This is a genomic window from Oceanobacillus caeni (assembly GCF_019037185.1).
Classification (GTDB): Bacteria; Bacillota; Bacilli; order Bacillales; family Amphibacillaceae; genus Oceanobacillus; species Oceanobacillus caeni.
On the sequence record NZ_JAHHXM010000004.1, the window covers coordinates 90,701 to 112,073 of the forward strand.

Below are 21,373 nucleotides of genomic sequence, written 5' to 3' on the forward strand. Positions count from 1 at the left end.
TTTGTGCAGGTAGGAGGTATAAAAATCTTTCCTGTCTGGGAATCCGGTTATACGTTAATCAAAGACGAGAATCTGTTATTTATGGGCAATCATTCATTTTTCATGGTTATGGTTGGAAAATCAGCAAACGGCTCCTGGATATCAGCGATCGAACTTCAAATATCAGCACACACCCTCGGGATATCAGCATTCAAACATCAAATATCAGCACCCGCCCTTGGGATATCAGCATTCAAACATCAAATATTAGCACCCGCCCCCTGGATATCAGTAATCAAACTCTATATATCAGCACACACCCTTGAGATATCAGCAGTCAAACGTCAAATATCAGCACACGTCTGGGATATCAGTAATCAAACTTTATATATCAGCACACACCCTCGAGATATCAGCATTCAAACATCAAATATCAGCACCCGCCCCCTGGATATCAGTAATCAAACTCTATATATCAGCACACACCCTTGAGATATCAGTAGTCAAACATCAAATATCAGCACCCGCCCCCTGGATATCAGTAATCAAACTCTATATATCAGCACACACCCTCAAGATATCAGCATTCAAACATCAAATATCAGCACACACCCTCGGGATATCAGCATTCAAACACCATATATCAGCATAACCTCCGAGATATCAGTAATCAATCGCATCCAATAACCTTCTACAACCAAAACAAAACCCCCACACGCTTAGTGCGTGTGGGGGGCCACAAATTAAACATCCCACCAATGGAAACCATCTTTTTCAAGCAGTTCATCTGCTGCTCGTGGTCCCATGGATCCGGATTTATAGTTAGGGAAGCTTGGTTGTTTCTCTGCCCATGTTTCTAAAATTGGGTCAACGAATTCCCAAGATAATGCAACTTCATCCCAATGGGTAAAGTTTGTTGCATCACCAATCGTACAGTCATATAATAATTTTTCATATGCTTCTGGAGTGTTGATTCCAGGAACATCATTTTGATTGTATGTTAATTCGATTGGTTCTGCTAATGATCCAGTTCCTTCTTTACTCGCATTAATGGAAAGGGTAACGCCAGCATCAGGTTGGATATTAATTCTAAGCAAGTTTGGATATCTTTGCTTATGAGATTTGTAATACAAGTTCATTGGGAGATCTCTAAATTGGACTACGATGCTAATCGTTTTTTCTGCCATGCGTTTTCCAGTACGTACATAGATTGGTACGCCAGCCCAACGATAGTTATCAACAAGAAGTCTACCTGCTACAAATGTTTCCGTATTGGAGAAGGCAAGATCTTCATGCTCTTCACGATAGCTTGGTACAGCTTGATTATTGATTTCACCAGCATCGTATTGACCACGGACAAAATATTTGTACACTTCATCTGGATTAATTTTGCGAAGTGCACGAAGGACTTTAATTTTTTCTGAGCGAATTTCTTTTGTTGTTAACTTAATTGGTGGCTCCATTAAAAGAAGGGCAACCATTTGTAAAATATGGTTTTGCAACATGTCACGTGCAGCACCAGATTGATCGTAGTAACGAGCTCGATCCTCTACTCCAAGTACTTCACTTGCAGTAATTTGGATATTCGAGATAAATTGGTTATTCCATAAATGTTCGAATATTCCATTGGCAAAACGAATGACCTCAATATTTTGGACCATTTCTTTTCCTAAATAATGGTCGATACGATAGATTTGATCTTCATCAAATGCTTCACGGATTTCATTGTTCAATTCTTTCGCTGTAGCTAAATTTGTTCCAAATGGTTTTTCGATAATAAGACGAGTCCAGCCAGCGGATTCTTTCAAACCATATTCTTTTAATTTTTTCGCGATTAAGCCAAAGAAGTTAGGTGCCATTGCTAGGTAAAATAGGCGGTTGCCGTCCGTTTCGTATTTACCTTCCAAATCGATGATCAATTTATTTAGACCATCGTATGTAGCATCGTCCGTAACATCAAATGATTGATAATAGAAATGAGATGTGAAATCACTTAGCTCTTCTTCAGTAGCAGTAGCTTTGCGGATAGAGGTTTCAACATTCTCACGTAAAGTTTCATCTGTCCAAGGTCTACGTGCTAATCCCACAACCGCGAAATTTTCACTTAAATTGCCTTTTTTATAAAGGTTATAAATGGAAGGGAATAGTTTACGCTTTGCTAAGTCTCCGGTTGCACCGAATATGACAAAAACAACTTTTGGTTGTTGTGTATTTTCATTCATTTTGAATTCCTCCGCTTAAAAAAATATATATTAACTATAATAGAGAAAACAGAAAATTATAGCAAATGATTGATAGGACTTTTAATATAAAAGTTTATTTAGAATAGTATAACGAATGTATTAATCTTTCCTAATAAAAACCTTTTTGACAATCTGATTGACTACTTCTGAAAACATGAGTCCAATTGCAATTCCACCGGCTAAAAGCATAACTTGTGCGGATAACTGTATCGCTAAATCATAATTGTTTTCCACGAATTGTCGCATCGCACGGTAGGCAACTCCACCAGGCACTAATGGAATAATTCCAGAAACTGTAAAGATAATGATGGGTGTTTTGTAAATTTTAGCGCATGTATAGCTTAGTATAGAAACTAGAACTGCACCAAATATTGTAGCTGGAACAACATCCAATCCGTAAGTTGTAAGGGAATAATAACAGATCCAACCAAGCATGCCGACAAGACCACTTTGAATGATTGATCGTTTTGGTACATTAAATATTATACCAAATCCTGCCGAGGCAATAAAACTTGTGACTAATTGTGCCGAGATCATGAGCATGGGTTAAGCCCTCCTTCATTTACATAAAAGTAAAAATAGCTGCAATACCTGCACCAATGGCAACTGCAGTTAACGATGCTTCCACACCTTTAGAAACCCCTGCTACCAAATGACCGGCCATTAAATCACGTATTGCGTTCGTAATTAGTAAACCAGGAACGAGTGGCATAACTGCACCAATTATTACCAGATCAAGGGAAGTACCAAATCCATAGTGGATAAAGAGAAGCGAAGAGATCCCGATTAAAAAGGCACCGAGAAATTCCGCAAGAAAGCGAATATCGACAAATCTCTCAAAACTTATCATGCCAGCAAAACCGATTCCCCCAGCAATTACTGCTGGTAGAAAATCTTCCCACCTCCCGCCAAACATAATGGCGAAACAACCGCTAACTATAGCGGAAGCAAGTATCTGCAACCAAGCTGGATATAGCTTTCCCTTTTCCACCTCTTGTAGTAGAAGAAAAGCGCGTCCCAAGTCTATCTCGCCAGCGGCAATTTTTCGCGAAATGCTATTCACTTCAGCGATTTTACTTAAATCAGCCGTTGATCTTTTTCTAATACGTAACATTTTCGCCTCAGAATCTGCATCAATAGCAAAATTAATAGCTGTTGGGGTCGCATAACTTTGTGCATTTGGTGCCCCAAACGAGTTGGCAATTCGATTCATCGTATCTTCCACCCGGTATGTCTCCGCACCGCTAACAAGCATTATTTTGCCAGCAAGCATACATACCCTTTCAACCATAGCCTTCTCCATATCATTACCTGCCAATCAGATGATTTGAGTATATTATAAGACTAGTTAAGGTAGAAAAGAAAGGAAAGGGAATTGAAATGACCTGTGAAATTTTGTGTAGGTTTCTGGGAATAAGAGAATTTCATAGTGGAAAATCGGAAATTTCCGGGGAAATTAATATTTCCTGGGGAATATTGTCAGGTTATAAGGAAAAGAGATGAGGGAGGGTACCCCCGTCTCATGGTACTATCATTAGTAACATCACTATTGAAATAATCGGAATCGCCATTACAAGACTGGCAGATATTAATCCAAAACCTCGTACCACAGGCATTATGTTTTCATCTACATCAATACGTGACTGTAAGAAAATATAAATAATAGAAAATACAATAAGCCCGACAATGATAGTGAACGGTACAACTAGTTCATCGACCGACCTAACTGGCTCCATGTTTACGAATCCTATGATGATTAAAACAATTGGAATAGCCTCACTAATGGCAGAACCTATAAATAAATTCGTTTGATACTTCTCTATCATTTCTGGGTTGTCTTTAATTTTTTCTAAGTTTCTCTTGAAAAAAGCTAAGATTCCAATTACAGCAATTACTGAAGCAAGTACAGGTATGTATGTCAAAATTTGTCACCTCCCAAGAATAAATATACCAGCATGGGAGTGAAATAAGTAATTTAAATTTTTAATATTAGTTAAAATTAGCTATAATTTAGTAGGAAAAGGTAAAGATAAGTAGAAGATATTGCAACAATAGGAGAATAATATGTTTAATTATGTCGATTTGTCGATCGCATTTTTTATCGCACTCGTTGCATCATTATTGTTAACAATTCCAGTAAAAAAATTAGCAGTGAAAATAGGAGCAGTTGATTTTCCGCATAAACGAAAGATACATAAAGTTGTAACACCCAGATTGGGTGGATTAGCAATATTCGCTGGATTTGTCTTGGCACTTATTTATATTCATCCAAGGCATGAGTATCTGCCTGCGATATTACTTGGTGGAATTATCATCTTGATAACCGGGGCAATCGATGATAAGTATACGATTACTCCAATTGCAAAATTAACTGGGCAATTGATTGCAGCATCCTTTCTCGTAAATGCTGGTTTAATTATTGAACGATTAACGGTACCATTTATCGGTACCATTGAACTTGGATTTTTTAGTGTGTTAATTACTGTATTATGGGTTGTCGGAATTACGAATGCCATTAATTTAATTGACGGCCTTGATGGACTAGCTACCGGAGTATCGAGTATTGCACTTATTAGTATTTTTATTATGTCACTTATGGACGGACAAGTGCTTGTGGCTTATCTTTCCATTGCTTTAATTGGAGCGAATATTGGATTTCTATTTCATAACTTTTATCCGGCAAAAATATATATGGGTGACAGCGGATCGAACTTCCTCGGCTACATGATATCTGTTGTATCGATATTAGGATTGTTTAAAGAAATAGCATTTTTCAGCTTCATCATTCCTGTTATTGTACTAGCTGTTCCAATTTTCGATACGTTATTTGCGATTTATCGTCGTGCCAAGAATAAGGAAAAAATAATGCAACCGGATAATAAGCACATTCATTATCGATTAATTGAAGCAGGTTTCTCCCATCGTCAAACTGTACTAATTATTTATGCTTTTAGTGTCTTATTCGGAGGACTTGCCATTTTATTTAATTACGTACAAGAAACGACATTAATCGTAGTGGTAATCCTCGTTTATTTAGTCCTACATATATTTGCCGAATTAGCTGGAATTGTTCTAGGCGGAAAACGTCCAATCATCGACGGTTTTTTAAAATTTATACGAAGAAAAAAACGATGTAATGAAAGTGAAGAAAGTGGTTAAGGTGAGAACTACAATTTGTAGTTTCTCGCCTTTTTTGTTAGTGATACGACATGGTTAGTTTAGAGGTGGACGGATTTTTGGTGAAATAATTAATCCGTTAATCGTCGTTCATAATCCGATACTAGCATGTGCTAATCCGTTAATCAGCACCCATAATCTGATACTTGCATCCCACAATCCGTTAATCGCCACCCATAATCTAACATTCCTTTCCCGATCACCATTCGTTAATTCCTTCAAAAATTCGATAATTTTCTATATATCCAGTTATCCTGCTTAATTCGACACATCTATTTTCTCGGCATCACATTTTTGTACCGAGAAGTTTCTATAGAATGATCCCATGTGAAAACGGATTTCATAAAACTAAACCACCATGTTTATAAATGAGCTCGGGACATCAGGAATCGAAAACGAGGAATATAACTAATGTACGAGAAAGAATATCAACTACTGAGAGGAGTTATTAACCAAAGGCTGAGAGCAATAATGGTAAGATGTCTCTGTCAACAATTAGGAGAAAAAGGTGGAAGAAGAACCGCAACAAATCGAGATCAAGAATTTTATGAGGAAAATGATAAATAGGGCGGAAATACACGAGTTCGCTAATAAAATAACTCATAATAATTTAAAGGAAAGAGAGATTCATTCCCTTTCCTTATTGGAGCTACTAAAAAACCAAATTCAAAATCATTATTCACAACATATCTAACTTATAGTCCCAATCTATACTTTTTACCTTTATTCATCCCAACCATTTCCGTGCATTCTTTTCTAAGAATGTGTTTAGTCATATCAGGGGATGATAGCCCAAGGAAATATCGGGCTTGTTTATTTGTAATCCATTCACCAAACATTAATCGATAATCCCTCAATGCATGTTTATGTGCATCAATTGATACATTTTTGCAACTTTGACAATACCACTTTCCGTTAAATCTATTCATTGGTAAGGCACCACATTTTGTGCAGAACACACCCTTTACCATATCAATTGACCGTACTCCGTATTCTTCAAACAAATTCACATCTACTGGGCAATGGGAACGTTCAAGAAGTCTAGCTAGATGATGAAGCTGGTTTCTGGATAAAATAGGTGAGGTATAATTCTTTTCTATTTCTTGAATCCGAAAAACTAAATCGCTACTGTGGATCAATTCATGTGGAATGATATCTTGAGGGGTTTCTCTTTCAATGATTGTTTTGGGGAAACTTATAACAGCTAGATATTCGATAGGTATATCGGGGAAATCATGATTTTTCAACCATCGTTTTAGGCGGAGCGCTTGTATTTTCACCTGGTCAATAGGGTTCTGGAATCCTTCTTTCATTCCGTTATTATCTATGCGCGTAACTTGCCCATTTGCACCAAATCTTACCGTCCCCTCCCAATTTTTTGTTTCTACAACAGTATTAAAATAATTGGATAATGTTAAAGTATCCATTTGAAAATATCCAACTTCATCTTGCAATCTTAGGTTGTGTAGTACTATAAATTTTTGCTTATCAATTAATCGTAGCCTATATTTAATTTCATTTTCGCCATTAACCTCAGCGTATTTAATTTTTAAATCCTTCAATACAGCTTGCTTCATAGGATGATTTGCTGAAAGCCGACGCTCGAACGCCTGCAATGTTAAAAGCTCAAGTTTTTTATTTCGTGGATCATACAAATTAAATTCATTCCTTTCATAAAATGGGTTTAAGAATAAAATACGACACGAAGTAGCAAAAATCCTTTTTATTTTTAGATATTCTAGGTAATATGTAATTTTTTATTGGAAGTGAGGGTTATGGGTGGGATATCAATACTCTCCCCGTTGGATATCAGTATTCGCACCATATATCAGCATCGTCTGGCAGGATATCAGTATTCGTGATATATCAGCAAACGCCTGTTGGATATCAGTACTGGTGCACTGTATATCAGTATCCGCTGGCATGATATCAGTACTCGTCACATATATCAGCATCGTCTGGCAAGATATCAGTAAGTTCGTACATCATATATCAGCAAAAGAACGCCCGCAGGATATCAGTATTCAGTTCATGTACCATATATCAGCAAACGCTGGCATGATATCAGTATCTGTGCACCATATATCAGTAATCGCTGGCGTGATATCAGTACTCATGCACTATATATCGGCATCCGCCGGCTAGATATCAGTACTGGTGCACCATATATCAGCAAACGCTGGCATGATATCAGTACTTATCACTATATATCAGCATGTCTGGCATGATATCAGTACTTATCACTATATATCAGCATGTCTGGCATGATATCAGTACTTATCACTATATATCAGCATGTCTGGCATGATATCAGTACTTATCACTATATATCAGCATGTCTGGCATGATATCAGTACTTATCACTATATATCAGCATGTCTGGCAGGATATCAGTACTCATCACTATATATCAGCATCGTCTGGCAAGATATCAGTACTCGTGTACATATATCAGCATCCGCTGGCAAGATATCAGTACTGGTGCACCATATATCAGCAAACGCTGGCATGATATCAGTACTTATCACTATATATCAGCATATCTGGCAGTATATCAGTACTGGTGCACCATATATCAGCAAACGCTGGCATGATATCAGTACTTATCACTATATATCAGCATGTCTGGCAGGATATCAGTACTTATCACTATATATCAGCATGTCTGGCAGGATATCAGTACTCATCACTATATATCAGCATCCGCTGACAAGATATCAGTACTCGTGTACATATATCAGCATCCACCGGCAGGATATCAGGCAGAAAGTTACCCAGGCTCATCCCCCCCATAAACCACCCGCACCAACTGCTCACTCGATCTTCCCTTCGAATACCGATTCCATTCCTCCGAAAATTCCCGAACACCGCTCATGTCATAGGCCTCATTCTTAATCACTTCCACTAAATCGTCCATGTTACAGACAACGGGCCCGGGGACGAGTTCTTCGTAAACTTCCCAGAATCCACGCTCCTCGGCATACTCATCGATATCATAAGCGAAGAAAACCATTGGCTTGTTAAATAAAGAATACTCAAAAATGATGGAGGAATAATCGGAAATGAGTACGTCTGCTATGACAAGCAAATGGTTGATGTTATAGGTTGTGACGTCAATGGCGAAGTCGGGATGGTTGTTTTCAATATCGACCTTAACAGCTGGGTGCAAACTCAAAAACAACACATAGTCGTCATGAAAGTACTTGTACATTTTTTCGATGTCCATCTTCAATTCTTGAACGTGTAACTCCTGATCACGATAGGTAGGGGCGTAGAGAATGACCTTTTTCTCATCTATTATCGGAAAATACCTTCGTAATGACTGTGCGGCTTTTTCTAAATTCTCGTGATCAAAAAAGAAATCCGTCCGTGGTATGCCAGTTCGCAATAGTTGCTTCTCCTTTATTCCAAATCCTTCTTTAAAAATAGCGGCCATTTTATCTGACCCAATGACAACATAATCGAAGCGGGAATAAACGGCTTTAAATCTTCTAAAAGCACTAGGTGGGCGGTTTTCAATCGATAAGTCACGTAGTCCGAATTGTTTAATCGCACCGGCTGCATGCCAAAGCTGGACACATGTTACATTTTCTTTAAAATCCGTAACAGCTAAAAATCCAAAATAATTATCAACAATTACTTTTTCAGAAGTTGCTAAATGATAGATAGACTCCATCCAGTCGATAAAATTTCCAACTTTAAAAGAAATAATCCGTCTACGTGGACGTTTTTTAAAAGTAATATTACAAGGGTGTACTTTTAAAATGACGATACGATGGTCGGTTGTTTTTTCCACTTCACGCATCGTATATAAAATATTTCGGCCAAAAGAAGCAACAAAGGTGGTCTTTTGCTGCAAGGGGAATCGTTTAAAAAGGTTGAAAAAAAGGCGGAAGGTAAAAAGGTAAATGGCTACTGCAATTTCTCTCATTATTTCGCGTGGTGATTCAAGTCTGTTTTAATTTTTGTGGTGGAAATCCCAACAGTTCGAGGTAAATACACCACTTCACAATATTCTTTTAAAAAATCAAATTTACCTTCCCAATCATCGCCAATGACAAAAACATCCACATTGTATTTTTTCACATCGTCTATTTTCTGATCCCATGATTCCTCGGGGATGACAAGATCGACATAGCGAACAGCTTCCAGTATCATTTTTCGTTGCTCGAAACTATAGTAGGCTTTTTTGTCCTTTATCAAATTAAATTCATCAGTGGAGATTCCAACAATTAAGTAGTCTCCATATTCTTTGGCACGTTTTAATAAGTTGATATGGCCATTATGAAGAAAATCAAACGTACCATAGGTGATTACTCTTTTCATAAAAAATCCTCCATTCCTTTTAAGTATTATTTAACAATATGATAAAATTATTTTGTGACTGAATTAACATAAAATTCATACGAAGTTAATCGTTCATTAACGGTTGCTTAACATTCATCCGATATAATGTAGGTATCACCTAAATAATGGAGGGGTTTGGGAAATGAATATTCGAGGTATTGCTCATAGAGGTTATCCAGTGGAGTATCCGGAAAACACGATTTCATCATTTCGTGCAGCGATTGAAATGGGATTCACCCATATGGAGTTAGACGTGCATCTGACAAAAGACGGGGTTCCAGTTGTCATGCACGACGCGACGATTGATCGTATGACAGATGGGCATGGGGAAATACGTCAATATACATTCCAAGAATTACAAGCGTTTTGCATCAATGAAACAGAGGAGAAAATCCCATCTTTGGCTCAAGTTTTACAGCTTGCGAAAGGGAAAATTATTGTTTCCATTGAATTAAAGGATACGAGGCTATATAGAAGGATTGAGGAAAGAGTGGTGGAAGTGGTCAATCAGTTGGAAATGATGGACCAAGTTTACTTTATTTCGTTTAACCATCATTCCTTGAAAAAGCTTCGCAGCCTATCTCCAGAAGCACAGGTCGGCCCCTTAGTAAATCGGGTGAAACGTTCACATTTTAAATTAATGGAAAAAATAGATGCGAAATATCTAGCGGTGAGGTATGATGGATTAAAGGAAAAATATGTTAATAAATGTGAAGAACTTGGAATTCAGCTTGTGGTTTGGACAGTGAATACGAAAGAACAAATGATTCAAATAGAGAAATATCCTTCCATTTTAACGACGACAGATGAATTGCAAAGATATAAGGAGCATTTTTATCCTACCTTATCCATGAATTAAAAACTTACTCGTAACACAAAATAAAAGAAAACTTCCTATCTGTTCAGGAGGATTTAAAAATGTTATATATTGCGTTAATTGTTAGTTTCTTTAGTTCCATTATTATTACACCAATCGTAAAACGGTTCGCATTGAAAATTGGAGCTACGGATCAACCAAATGAAAGAAAAGTTCATACTTCCGTTATGCCACGATTAGGTGGTTTGGCGATATTTTTAAGTTTTATAATTGGAATTATTCTCTTTTATCCTAATCCTGGAGACTATTGGCCCATCTTAGTTGGTGGAACGATCATTATTCTTACTGGAATCTTGGATGATATTTTTACCATTTCGGCAAAATATAAGTTGCTCGGGCAAATCATCGCGGCACTAGTAACCGTATTAGGTGGAATTCAAATCGAGTTCGTTACCATCTGGCAGGACGAGCGAATTTACTTTGAATTCTTTGCAATCCCAATCACCATTATTTGGATTGTCGCAATAACAAACGCGATTAATCTAATTGATGGCTTAGATGGCTTGGCGGCTGGTGTATCATCGATTGCATTATTTACGATTTCAGTCATAGCGATTACAAGAGGAGATATCCTCATCGCATTTCTCGGACTCGTCATGCTCGGTAGTACAGTCGGATTTTTGGTATATAATTTCTACCCAGCGAAAATATTTATGGGTGATACTGGATCATTATTTTTAGGATATATGATCAGCGTCGTTTCGGTATTGGGTCTTTACAAAGAGGTTACCATCGTATCCTTAATCATTCCAATTATTATCTTGGGAATTCCAATTATGGATACAACGTTTGCCATCATTCGCCGTATCGTACAAGGAAGACCATTATCATCACCAGATAAATTTCATTTACACCATTGTATCATTCGCCTAGGATTCACCCACAGACAAACGGTTATTATGATTTATGCACTAAGTATTCTATTTAGTGTCATCGCAATTGTCCTAACGAGGTCCACATTATGGGGATCCATTTCTATATTAGTTTCATTATTAATTTTGGTGGAATTGATTGTGGAAATCACTGGGGTCATTAGTGATCAATATAGACCGATTTTAAATTTAATAGGATGGAAGAAGTAGACAAGTTGTCTTGGGGGAGGCAGCTTGTTTTTTGTTTTGTAGGGGAAGGTGAGTGCTGATAAAGTGTGGAGGATCGCTGATATGTCGTGCGTGAATGCTGAAATAGCATGAGGGAATGCTGAAATATTGTGCCTAAGCTGATAAAGTAAGAAGGATACTGATATCGGTAACAAGATTGCTGATAAAAAGTGATTGAGTGCCGATATCTTGTATTTGCTGAAATCGCGTATTGATTGCTGATAAAAAGTCAATGATTGCTAAAATCCCGTCCTCGACTACTGATAAAGAGTAAACAACTGCTGATATCTGCCCCGCGTGCTGAATAATGATATGGAATGCTTTTTACACATGACTGTTAATTTTTTTCACAACCAAGCAAGTTAATTTTGGGATAACGAATCAAGGAAGGTTATGCTAAAGATTTGTCGAATTACTTTATAAACAAACAATTGGAGGAGTGAGACCTGATGGAGTTGGTGATTCTGAATATACCATTGATTTCGAAAAGTATCATCCGAATGGAACCATCGAAATATACATTGCTGTAAGATAAATGGTAATGACTGTCACTTATCGGCGCTTTTTCCAAACAAAAAAGGCGCTTATCTGTGCTTTTGAATAAAAAGGGGGGAAGTTATACATGAAACGAAAACGCATCTTTTTAGTAACTATTGGCGCGGTTGTTTTGTTATTTGTAGGTACGTTACTTTATGCCATTTTAAGAGATGACGATCCATATCGCTATTTTACTGGACTCGGAGAAGAAATTAGTGTAACGCCAGATGATTCGAAAATCGCTTTTTCTTACTATGTAGATGGTAAGGAATCCATTTATACGGCAAATCCTGATGGCACTCATGTTAAACAAATAACCAATTCAAATAACCAGCGGGATAGCCAACCAAAATACTCACCTGATGGTAAAAAGCTTGTTTATTTAAGTAAAGATGCGGAAGGGATTCAAACTCTAAGGATGGTCAACCAAGATGGAAGTGAAGGTAGGCCATTGACGGACAGCAAGTTTCACGTAACAGACGCTATTTTTTCACATGATGGGGAAACAATTTATTTCGTTGCAGTAGAAGCGGAAGAGTTTAAAAAAGGCGAAGAATCAAGAGAAGGATATGACTTATATTCTATTGAGGTAGATGGGGAACATATGAAAAAGTTGACGGATGCCGATCATTTTTCCATGGATTATCTCTTTCTTTCGCCTGATGGAGACACGATTTTTTATAGTGAATTTGACGGGAGCAAAGATCGGATTTATTCCTACTCATTCGAAGATGGAAAAGTAAATATTAGTCCGTCCATTCTTTCTGCGAAGATGATTAATACACAGTCCTTTTATGAACCAAAATTGTCACCGGACGGAAGGTATTTAGCGTTTACAGACGTTTCGCAGGAATCACAAGATAGTTCGCTTTTTAAGTATGATTTGTTTTTATTAAACTTGGATACGCAAAAAGTGGAGAGATTAACAGACTTGAAAAAAGCCGTAACATCTCCAACCTTTTTTCATAAGGAAAATAAAATCGCTTTTCTGGAAAACACTAATTGGTCAAATGCCCCAGCTGTGTATCGGTTAATGACCATTGATCCAACAACGCACAACATCGAAGCTGTTAACCTAGATGCACCTCAATCATCAGGTGACAATCGATTCATACAAATGTTTGATCGTTCGGTAAACACCTTAACTATTGCGATCCTATATATGTTACTGATGGGGTTACTAAGTGTTTACTTACATTATCATCATTTGGGTAAAGCCTATCTGCCTTCCATCATTAGTTTTGCGATTGCCATACTAACATTTGCAGCAAGTTTTGTGGTGGCCAGAATGGTTGATCCTTGGTATGGAATTGGACTTATGATGTTGGCTGTAGGGATTTTTGGCTGTTCCGTGATAATTGTCTTGTTTGTGTTTATTTTTAAGCGGTTTGCGAAATAAAGGATAGTTGTGCATGGGAAAGGTTATAAGATACGTTATTTTATATTGAAAATATATTATGTTTAATGTTTAAGTAGCACCCCCGATATTAGGAGGTGCTACTTTTATGTAAAGTATCCTTTACAGTCGGGTTTCCTTTACTTTATAATGATGGATAGAAGATGAATTGTATAACAAGATAAAATTACTTCAATAAGGAGGAGGGGGTTTCATGAAAATGAGTAGTAAGGCAGGGAGAAGGCTTTTCTTCATAAGTGGTTTTATATTTCTACTTAATAGTTTGCTTATCATTTTTTCCAGCATATCAACAGGAGATTTCTTTGTTGGACATGAGCTTGTTTTTTTAGGTACGGCTGTTATGTCCTTTTGTCTATCCTATCTCTATCCACAATTTAAAGAAGATGATGAGCGTTCAAAAAGAATACGAGAAAGAGGAGTGTTTTTTAGTTTCCTCTTTATTTTGGGTTATATGATTATTCTCATGCCACTCTTTCAATTGAAAATCATTGATCTAAACGGATATCAGACGGTTAGTTTGTTAGCAACACTAGCGATGATAACTGTATTTTCTTCATTTGTCGTTTTGTCAAAGCGCTACTAAGGTTACTTTGGTTTTGAAAAAATAGTCGATAATTGTAGAACGATTATTAAAGGAATCTCGTCCATTTTGTAGAAATTATTCATATAAGATTATTGCCTCGAAACACTAACGGAATCTACAAGGAAGGTGAATGATATGCCAAAAAGAAATTTTGTTGCAAGAAATCTATTAAAATGGATGCCAAATGACGAGCAAAGCATGTATGAAAGAAAACTTACTGATGTTATGAAACGTTTAAAGGTTCAAGATTTTCATTTCAATTGGGATCGTACTAGCTGCTATGTTGAATTTGATTACAATGAGAATTTTTACAAACTTGAACACTCTGTTGAAAAGGCTAAGAAAAAAGGAATTATGCTACGCAATGGATTGGATTGTTTGGTAGAGTTGACTCAATCCTTGGATGATTTATGCGGTATCATTGATAGGGGAATGTTAGATTTCGAAACATGGATATCCGGTATGAAACAGTCACCTTCAGAAACAACGGTACCTGAATTCCAGGAAGAATTTGAAATAAAGTATAAGACAGTGGGAAGACAAAATTATACGGAATATAATACAGAGGAATTGAATGAACCTATTTCTTTTGGAACGGAACCGTCACGAGGAGAACTTGAACAAAATTCGATTAACCGACGGGCGTTGAATAAGGCTAGATTTTAACGTTTGAAGTACGATAGGATGAGGGGTATTCTATTATAAACTGAATTTAAATGTAGATAGAATCCACTTTGAATAATAATTTATCAAAGTGGATTCCTTTTATGAGTGGGCCTATAGGGTGTTTTAGTTAAACTTTACTTATTATTGAATAGGTTCTGTAAAAGTAAAGGTATTGGTTTTATCCTGTTTGCATGCCGATAAAGTACTAGGGACTACTGATATCTCGTGGCTGACCTGCTGATAAAAAGCAATAGATTGCTGATATTTTGTGCCAATAGGATCACTGTGGATGAGTAACGGAACGATGCTTTTGGGAAAAAGGGAAACTCCCAATGATGGAAGTCTTCTTTATATCTATCATTGATTTTTTACAATTAGACAATAAGCTTCCACTAATCCCCTTTGGATGCAACCCACTCAATCTGAAAGCTCATTCCTCCCTTAATATATGGAAGTATTGCTCTATCTTTTTTAATTACAAGGCCAATAACATTTACTTTATCGTCAGCAGGGAGGTTGCGTTTCGTGATTTGAATTTCGCCTTGATAGCGTCCATATTTTTCGTTATCTATGGTGATAGATCCTGCCTTTCTTGCTATTGTGTTTTCAGGTTTAACGGGGTAATCTCCAGTTAGTCCGTATTGTCTGGATTCAGTGGAGCGGATAACATCTCTTGCAGCATCTTGGCGATTGGTTTGTTTTGTTTCTAACCGGTCGTAGATATACTCATCGCCTCCAAAATAATCTGCTCGAAGCAAAACTATTCCTTCCTTATATTTTGCAAATTGTTTCATAGATGCTTCACTAATGGATGGGTCACCGATTAAGATTTTATCTACCCACTTATTAGATTCGAATTCCAAAAAGGAAGAAAAGGTAGATTGTCTTCGCTGTTCTTCAATCGTTGGGAGTCCTTCGAATAGTGGGCCTCTTTTTTCGCCATCACCAGGGATGAATGCCATTACTTTAATACCCTCTGATTTTAGCCAACGATTTTTTTCATTAAAGTCTTCTAAAGCTAATCCAGTTTCTGGACGAGGGTAATAATTATGCCAAGCTTCTATGGATGTGAAATTTGCTCCATGGTTTCGCAATTGCTCGATGTCTTCTTGGGTAATGGTGCTTGCATTAAGGGCGATTGCCATTTGATTAGATAATTTAGCTATCGTTTCTACTGCTACGCCATAATCCACACGTAAACCAGTAATGCCAAAGTTTTTTAATTCGTGGGCATTTTCCCATGAAAGCCTGAGATAGTTTAAAGACTTTGGGGAAATATCACAGATTAATTCCATGTTGTATTTTATGGCAAGTTTACCCAACGCCAATAGTCTTTCCTTATACATATTGGGGTCGTCTTCCGGGATATGTAGGGAGGTAAAAATGCTACTGAACCCTAGTTGATTCATTTTTTTAATGTATGTTTCTTGTTCTGTGATAGATTGGTTTGATAAATAAATGGAAATACCAAGCATTTCTATAACACACCTTTCCGTTTTACTAAAGAAAAAGGAGGAAAACTACCTTCCTCCTTTTTAAATATTAATCCAAGTTATCCGCCATCTCTTCTTTAAATCCAAAGAAATAAGTGATGATAAATCCTGCTGTATACGTGATGAGTAAGCCAAGGAAATAGAGTATATACTTATTGTCAGCAATTAATGGAATAAGTGGGATACCAGAGACTCCGATTCCAGTAGCTGCTGTTTTCATAACTGCTTGGAAGGCCCCACCTACTGCTGCACCAAGACATGCTGTGATAAAAGGTCGGCCCAGTGGTAAGGTAACACCATAGATTAATGGTTCGCCAATTCCAAGGAATCCTGTTGGAAGACCACCTTTAATAACATTACGTAGACGTTTGTTTTTCGTTTTTACATAAATCGCAATTGCTGCTCCAACTTGGCTCGCTCCAGCCATTGCAAGGATTGGTAGTAATGCGGTAGAGTTAAAGGTGTTGATTAACTCCATATGGATTGGCGTCAACCCATGGTGTAGACCGAGCATTACTAATGGTAGGAAGAAACCTGCAAGTAAGGCACCAGCTATAGCACTTCCGATTGCACCGCCTAAGCTTAACACCGCATTAATTCCAGACGTGATTCCAGTAGATAAGACACCAGCGACTGGCTGTACCACAACTAAAGTTAATAGACCGACAACTAAAATCGTTAGTAATGGAGTAAAAATAATATCAACTGCATTTGGGATAATTTTTCTGAATTGCTTTTCAAAAAATACCATGAGCCAAGCGGCAAACATCGCACCAATTAATCCACCGTAACCAGGTGTTAAATTATTTCCAAAGAGAGTAATGTCTGCAAGCGCTGGGTTCATGGTGATGATACCTGCGATAGCACCTAATACTGGGGTGCCTCCAAATTCCTTTGCTGTATTCCAAGCAACAACAATCGCTAAATAGGCAAAAATACTGCCGCCGAGAACCGTTAGAAGTTGCATCCATGTTAATGTGTCATCAACACCGGAGTTTTTCAAAAATCCTACCGTACCGTTGATGATTCCAGAACCAACAATACCAGGAATAAGTGGTATGAAAATGCTTCCAATTTTACGTAGCAAATTTTTCATTGGTGTGTTATTTTTCTTCTTAATTCCTGCTTTTGTCATTTCCGCAATATTATCTTCATTGACATCAAGTGCCTCTCCCATTTTTATTCCTGTAATGCTCGTAATGTGGTTAGAAACTTTGTTGACGGTACCAGGGCCAACAACGATTTGTAAGGTGTCGTCCTCCACGACACCCATGACTCCATCTGTTTGTTTCAATTGTTTGATGTCTGCTTTTTCATATTCTTTTAAATTAATTCGTACACGAGTCATGCAGTGGGTAAAGGAACGAATATTTTCGGCCCCACCAACATGTTCAAGTATCTCTCTTGCTAATTTCTCCTCCTTTTTCATTCTGACTCCCTCCTCATTAGCTATTTCGTATTTCGAATAAAGCCTTTTGACTCTTCTAATTTCTTAACCGCTTGATCAAATGTACAATTTAATAAAATCATGACAATGGCAGCTTTAACGTTATAATTTGCTTTTTTCAAGTAATCTGCTGCTGTTACATAATCAGCATTGGTTGCTTCCATAATAATGTGTTTGGATCGTTCGATTAGCTTCTTGTTTGTTGGTTGGACATCAACCATTAAGTTTTGATAAACCTTTCCAATCCCAATCATCGCTGTTGTCGTAATCATGTTTAGGACAAGCTTTTGCGATGTGCCAGCTTTTAATCGAGTAGATCCTGTGATGATTTCTGGGCCTGTGACCACTTCAATTTTTACATTAGCAATTTTTCCAATTTCAGAGTCTTTATTGTTACTAATGCTGACCGTTTTTGCACCAATTTCATTTGCGTATTGTAAGCCACCAATGACATAAGGCGTTCTCCCGCTTGCTGCTATTCCAATTACGGTATCTTTCTCTGTTAATGAAATGGCTTTTAGGTCATCACCTCCTAAAGTATTATTATCTTCGGCACCTTCAATCGCCTCTGTAATGGCCTTCGATCCTCCCGCTATGAGGCCCTGAACGAGGTCGTGCGATACTCCAAAGGTTGGGGGACATTCTGAAGCATCTAGGATTCCTAAACGTCCACTTGTTCCAGCACCAATATATATTAATCTACCACCTTGCTTAAAAGACTCGATAGCAAAATTGACAGCCCTTTCAATTTGAGGAATTTCTTTAGCTATCGCTGTTGGAACTTTACTATCTTCTTGATTCATTATCTCTAAAATTTCTCTGATAGGTTTTATATCTATATCTATGCTATGCGGGTTTCTTAATTCTGTTGTTAATTTGTTTAGCATTTTCTCACCCTTTCTTCTTACACTTTTATTTTACAAATTATGAAATATAAAGTCAATATAACATTAATAAACTATGAAATTTTATTTCACTATAGTTATAGGGAAAGAAAGTATCAGGCTAGGATTCGAGGGAAAGCCCCCAAATGTTAAGCTGTGATTACCTTCTTAGTCGAATTACTTCATTTCGTGCCTCATGGTAGCGGGAGAGGACATTTTCACCTTTTTTATTTAAGACGCTAAGGTACAATGCGTCAATAATGGTTAGTTGTGTCATTCTTGAAGGGATACTTCCAATTCGATAATCTTGTTCAACGACTGGTGTACAAAGTCGGATATCCGCTTCTTTATACAGTGGGGACTTATCAAGATTGGTAATTGCAATCACAGTTGCTCCTTCTTTTTGAGCAAATCGGGATAGTTCCAAAACATCTTTTGTTTTTCCTGACATACTAATCGCGATGACAACATCATTTTTATTTAAATAGGGAATAGATGACAGTAAAAAGTGAAAGTCTTGATGGGCTGTACTGGGATATCCAAGTTTCGTAAATTTATAAAAACCATCCAATGCCGCTGTTGCTGACCCACCGACCCCATAGAAAACAAGTTTATCCGCATGAAGAATCTTATCCACTGCTTTTTCAAATTCTTTTCGTTCTAATGAGGTAGTGATTGCTTCAATGGCAGATTTATTGACAAAGGAAACTTGTTGAAAAATATCATAGGGTTCGCTCTTTTTTTGCAGAAAATTAAAATCAGTAAGGTTAAAATCTTCCTTTGCCAACTCTTTGGCAAGTTCTAATTTGAATGTTTTAAAACTCTCTATTCCAATGGATTTACAAAAGCGAACAACACTTGATTCGCTTGTTCCGGCTTTCCTAGAAAGGTCCTTCGTCGTCATATTAGGAATAAGTTTTGGATTTTCCAACACATAAATACCCATCTTCTTTTCCGCTTCTGATAAAGTATGGAGATTTTCGTTAATTCTCGCAAGTATAGAGTTCATAATCATATTTCCTCTCTTTGACAAAGTGGGGACGGTTCTTTTATTTTCATTATACAAGGAAATCGGTTTGTTGCATATCTTATATTGGGCTAGGTGGGCTATGATTAAAAGAAGAAGGGTTTGTGATATTTTGTTTGAGGGTTTTTAAAAAACTGGGTGAAGAAAAGGTGGTTATTTCATTAAATTGCTTTGCACTGATAAAAGTCGACTGCCCTACTGATATCTGGTGCCTGCTTGCCGAAAAAAGTCAACTGCCTACTGATATCTGGTAGCTGCTTGCCGAAAAAAGTCAATTGCCTACTGATATCTGGTAGCTGATTGCTGATAAAAAGCAACTGCTTACTGATAACCGGTAGCTGCTTGCCGAAAAAAGTCAACTGCCTGCTGATATCCGGTACTTTATCCCGATAAAAGGCACATGCCCTCCTGATAAAGAGGCCCTGAATCCTGATATCCCACGCACCAATCCTGATATCCCGCTCCACATTTTCAATATCCCACCACACCCCAACAAAAAAACGAGCACTTTCTATGCTCGTTTCCTCTTCAACATCTCCAACGCGTACATCGGCGTATGCAGAGCCTGTTTCTGATAAGGCTCCACACACTTCCTTAATTCCGCACGTTTATTTTCTCTGTCTTCCAATATAGAATCTGCTACCGTAAACAATGCTTCTCCATCCCAATCGTCTATTTCTGTGTTGCCAATGACTGGTTGTTTACAGATCTCGGCAAAGGCATCAATCTTTGGGTCGTAGGAAAGGGCGATGAATGGGGTGTATGTGATTGCTGAGAAAATAAGGGAGTGTAGTCTCATGCCGATGAGTAAATCGGCTTTTCCAATGATGGCTATTTTCTCTTCAACTTCACAATCACATGGGAAAATCTCGCTCGCTTCTTGCATCAAATCGCCTACGTCCATGGATGCTTTTTCATCATGTTTTCCGTGCATAGGGACAAACACGATCGAATAGCCTTTTCTGGCAAGCTTATCCAATGCCTCTGCGATATACTTTTTGAACGTTATTTGGCTTGGCCAATCGCGAACAGAAACAGCTACAATGGGACCATTACGGCTTCCTTGCCAGTCGCATGAAAAAGTATTGCTGTTCAAGCCTAGTACGGGATCGGGCACAATCGTGGAGTCCTTGCTTACGCCAAGTTCATCTAATAGCCTTTTTGAATCCAAATCTCGAACCGTAATATGCTCGACTTTATTTAATGTATGTTTCACAATCCATTTGCTTAATTTATTGGAAATCGGGCCCATCCCTTGTGCATAAATAAAGACAGGCTTTTTATAAAATGTTGCAAGTTGGATGATACCGCTATAATACGGAATAGACTTCAATCCAGTTTTATCTTGTAAAAGACTGCCGCCACCACTAATGAGGCCATCCGCTTTTTTTATAATGGCTGAAATTTCCCCGAGGTGATGCCGGTCAACGGAGTCTACTCCATACATCTCTTTCGTATATGACGGGTTGTTGGACAGAACGGTAATGTCGATATCCGCTTGAATGCCGCGCAATCCTTGTATAATCGAATATAAAATCGCCTCGTCACCACAGTTATCAAATCCATAATAACCTGATAGAACAACATGCATTCGGG

At 37.6% G+C, this 21,373-nt stretch carries 21 protein-coding genes; 8 read left to right on the top strand and 13 right to left on the bottom strand.

The genetic code is table 11. The annotated features are described in order from the left end of the window. Nucleotides 1-3 precede the first annotated feature (3 nt). Entirely contained in the window at nucleotides 4-471 is a 468-nt protein-coding gene (locus tag KM885_RS04000) for a hypothetical protein (RefSeq protein WP_216883552.1), read from the top strand. 251 nt (nucleotides 472-722) lie between these two features. On the opposite strand, the gene zwf is transcribed toward KM885_RS04000, so the two are convergent. The 4 genes from zwf to KM885_RS04020 form a co-directional block, all read right to left on the bottom strand. After that, nucleotides 723-2,201: a glucose-6-phosphate dehydrogenase gene (gene zwf / locus KM885_RS04005; protein ID WP_047183954.1), complete on the bottom strand. Its 1,479-nt coding sequence runs from the start codon at nucleotides 2,199-2,201 to the stop codon at nucleotides 723-725. Nucleotides 2,202-2,321: 120 nt separating this feature from the next. Then, the gene (locus tag KM885_RS04010) at nucleotides 2,322-2,759 is read right to left on the bottom strand and encodes a threonine/serine exporter family protein (protein WP_083452595.1); all 438 of its coding nucleotides are present in this window, start codon (nucleotides 2,757-2,759) and stop codon (nucleotides 2,322-2,324) included. 25 nt (nucleotides 2,760-2,784) lie between these two features. Continuing rightward, complete coding sequence (locus KM885_RS04015; RefSeq protein WP_060668816.1) at nucleotides 2,785-3,525, bottom strand: threonine/serine exporter family protein; 741 nt, start codon at nucleotides 3,523-3,525, stop codon at nucleotides 2,785-2,787. Nucleotides 3,526-3,742: 217 nt separating this feature from the next. After that, nucleotides 3,743-4,144 (bottom strand): hypothetical protein, encoded by a 402-nt coding sequence (locus tag KM885_RS04020; protein ID WP_052771617.1) that lies wholly within the window; start codon nucleotides 4,142-4,144, stop codon nucleotides 3,743-3,745. 142 nt (nucleotides 4,145-4,286) lie between these two features. Here KM885_RS04020 and KM885_RS04025 point away from each other — a divergent pair, with 142 nt between their 5' ends. Both KM885_RS04025 and KM885_RS04030 read left to right on the top strand, forming a co-directional pair. Next, nucleotides 4,287-5,381, top strand: coding sequence for a glycosyltransferase family 4 protein (locus KM885_RS04025; RefSeq protein WP_060668817.1), 1,095 nt, complete (start codon nucleotides 4,287-4,289; stop codon nucleotides 5,379-5,381). A 429-nt stretch (nucleotides 5,382-5,810) separates the two neighbouring features. After that, nucleotides 5,811-5,966, top strand: coding sequence for a hypothetical protein (locus KM885_RS04030; protein WP_216883553.1), 156 nt, complete (start codon nucleotides 5,811-5,813; stop codon nucleotides 5,964-5,966). A gap of 128 nt (nucleotides 5,967-6,094) precedes the next feature. Here the strand turns inward: KM885_RS04030 and KM885_RS04035 are convergent, their stop codons facing one another. The 3 genes from KM885_RS04035 to tagD all read right to left on the bottom strand — a co-directional run bounded on the left by KM885_RS04035 (nucleotide 6,095) and on the right by tagD (nucleotide 9,725). Then, nucleotides 6,095-7,054: a nuclease-related domain-containing protein gene (locus tag KM885_RS04035; RefSeq protein ID WP_216883554.1), complete on the bottom strand. Its 960-nt coding sequence runs from the start codon at nucleotides 7,052-7,054 to the stop codon at nucleotides 6,095-6,097. A 1,115-nt stretch (nucleotides 7,055-8,169) separates the two neighbouring features. Then, nucleotides 8,170-9,258, bottom strand: coding sequence for a CDP-glycerol glycerophosphotransferase family protein (locus KM885_RS04040; protein WP_244986899.1), 1,089 nt, complete (start codon nucleotides 9,256-9,258; stop codon nucleotides 8,170-8,172). Between the two features lie 71 nt (nucleotides 9,259-9,329). After that, complete coding sequence (tagD, locus tag KM885_RS04045) at nucleotides 9,330-9,725, bottom strand: glycerol-3-phosphate cytidylyltransferase (protein ID WP_145523375.1); 396 nt, start codon at nucleotides 9,723-9,725, stop codon at nucleotides 9,330-9,332. A gap of 163 nt (nucleotides 9,726-9,888) precedes the next feature. On the opposite strand from tagD, the gene KM885_RS04050 reads away from it, so the two are divergent. From KM885_RS04050 to KM885_RS04070, 5 genes are all read left to right on the top strand, one after another. Continuing rightward, nucleotides 9,889-10,605, top strand: a complete 717-nt coding sequence (locus KM885_RS04050; protein WP_216883555.1) for a glycerophosphodiester phosphodiesterase — start codon at nucleotides 9,889-9,891, stop codon at nucleotides 10,603-10,605. A gap of 59 nt (nucleotides 10,606-10,664) precedes the next feature. After that, entirely contained in the window at nucleotides 10,665-11,705 is a 1,041-nt protein-coding gene (locus KM885_RS04055; RefSeq protein WP_047183963.1) for a glycosyltransferase family 4 protein, read from the top strand. Between the two features lie 640 nt (nucleotides 11,706-12,345). Then, the gene (locus KM885_RS04060) at nucleotides 12,346-13,659 is read left to right on the top strand and encodes a DPP IV N-terminal domain-containing protein (protein WP_216883556.1); all 1,314 of its coding nucleotides are present in this window, start codon (nucleotides 12,346-12,348) and stop codon (nucleotides 13,657-13,659) included. Nucleotides 13,660-13,870: 211 nt separating this feature from the next. Further along, nucleotides 13,871-14,260, top strand: a complete 390-nt coding sequence (locus KM885_RS04065) for a hypothetical protein (RefSeq protein ID WP_204798007.1) — start codon at nucleotides 13,871-13,873, stop codon at nucleotides 14,258-14,260. A 135-nt stretch (nucleotides 14,261-14,395) separates the two neighbouring features. Further along, nucleotides 14,396-14,926: a hypothetical protein gene (locus KM885_RS04070; protein ID WP_204798008.1), complete on the top strand. Its 531-nt coding sequence runs from the start codon at nucleotides 14,396-14,398 to the stop codon at nucleotides 14,924-14,926. A 392-nt stretch (nucleotides 14,927-15,318) separates the two neighbouring features. Here the strand turns inward: KM885_RS04070 and KM885_RS04075 are convergent, their stop codons facing one another. The 6 genes from KM885_RS04075 to csaB all read right to left on the bottom strand — a co-directional run bounded on the left by KM885_RS04075 (nucleotide 15,319) and on the right by csaB (nucleotide 21,368). Then, complete coding sequence (locus tag KM885_RS04075; protein ID WP_216883557.1) at nucleotides 15,319-16,401, bottom strand: DUF871 domain-containing protein; 1,083 nt, start codon at nucleotides 16,399-16,401, stop codon at nucleotides 15,319-15,321. 67 nt (nucleotides 16,402-16,468) lie between these two features. Continuing rightward, entirely contained in the window at nucleotides 16,469-17,848 is a 1,380-nt protein-coding gene (locus KM885_RS04080; protein WP_216883558.1) for a PTS transporter subunit EIIC, read from the bottom strand. Nucleotides 17,849-17,868: 20 nt separating this feature from the next. Beyond that, a complete protein-coding gene (gene murQ, locus KM885_RS04085; protein WP_047185822.1) occupies nucleotides 17,869-18,753 on the bottom strand; it encodes an N-acetylmuramic acid 6-phosphate etherase in 885 nt (294 codons plus the stop codon). 157 nt (nucleotides 18,754-18,910) lie between these two features. After that, nucleotides 18,911-19,759, bottom strand: a complete 849-nt coding sequence (locus tag KM885_RS04090) for a MurR/RpiR family transcriptional regulator (RefSeq protein WP_047185838.1) — start codon at nucleotides 19,757-19,759, stop codon at nucleotides 18,911-18,913. A gap of 179 nt (nucleotides 19,760-19,938) precedes the next feature. Beyond that, complete coding sequence (locus KM885_RS04095; protein WP_216883603.1) at nucleotides 19,939-20,367, bottom strand: hypothetical protein; 429 nt, start codon at nucleotides 20,365-20,367, stop codon at nucleotides 19,939-19,941. After that, nucleotides 20,289-21,368, bottom strand: coding sequence for a polysaccharide pyruvyl transferase CsaB (gene csaB / locus KM885_RS04100; protein WP_216883600.1), 1,080 nt, complete (start codon nucleotides 21,366-21,368; stop codon nucleotides 20,289-20,291). The genes KM885_RS04095 and csaB overlap by 79 nt, the downstream gene beginning before the upstream one ends. Nucleotides 21,369-21,373 lie beyond the last annotated feature (5 nt).